We start from the raw sequence: 934 nt of genomic DNA on the forward strand, positions 1-934 counted from the left end.
GGCGGTGAGGTGCTCGCCTGTAATCTCACGATCATGGTGGACACCCCCTTCGGTCGAGTCATCACGGCGATGGTGACCCCCATGCACGCCGACGGCTCGATCGACTACGACGGCCTGCAGAACCTCGCCGTATACCTCGCCGACCACGGCCATGACGGATTGCTGGTCAACGGGACCACGGGTGAGTCCGCCACCACCACCGACGAGGAGGACTACGCCTGCGTGCGGGCGGTGGTCGAGGCAGTGGGCGACCGCGTCCAGGTGATGGCCGGCTGCGGCACCAACGACACCGAGCACTCGACTCGCGCGGCGCGCGAAATGGTCGCCTGCGGAGCAGACGCTCTGCTCGTTGTCACGCCGTACTACAACAAGCCGCCGCAGGACTGCATCCTCGAACACTTCCGCCTGGTCGCCGAGGCCGGCGGCGGTGTGCCCGTCATGCTGTACGACATCCCGGGCCGGACGGGGACGGCGCTGAGCACCGACACCATTCGTCGGGCGGCCGACATTCCCGCCGTGCGCGCCGTCAAAGATGCCAAGGGCGATTTCTTCGAGGCCAGTCGGCTTATGTCGCAGACGGACCTGCTCTGGTACTCCGGCGACGACGTCGTCAACCTGCCACACCTCGCTCAAGGCGCGACCGGCATCGTGTCGGTGGTCGGTCACGTCGCGGGCGATCACTACGCGGAGATGATCGCCGCCGTCGACCGCGGCGACCTGTCGCGGGCACGCGAGATCCATCGGCGTCTCATCCCCGCCGTCGACGCGATCATGCACGTCTCACAAGGCGCCATTCAGTCCAAAGCCGCGATGAAAATGCTCGGCGTCATCTCCTCCGATGCGCCGCGAATGCCATACCGGCAAGGGCCGCCGGAGCATCAGCAACGTCTGCGTGCCGGGCTCGAGGAATCCGGACTGTTGTAGACAGGCACGT

General features: G+C 66.6%; 1 protein-coding gene. It reads left to right on the forward strand.

Annotated elements, in window-relative coordinates:
- Positions 1 to 9: 9 nt before the first annotated feature.
- Positions 10 to 924, forward strand: coding sequence for a 4-hydroxy-tetrahydrodipicolinate synthase (dapA, locus tag A5789_RS30250; protein ID WP_369828829.1), 915 nt, complete (start codon positions 10 to 12; stop codon positions 922 to 924).
- The last annotated feature ends 10 nt before the right edge of the window (positions 925 to 934 follow it).

The organism is Nocardia sp. 852002-51101_SCH5132738 (assembly GCF_001665695.1).
Lineage (GTDB): Bacteria > Actinomycetota > Actinomycetes > Mycobacteriales > Mycobacteriaceae > Nocardia > Nocardia nova.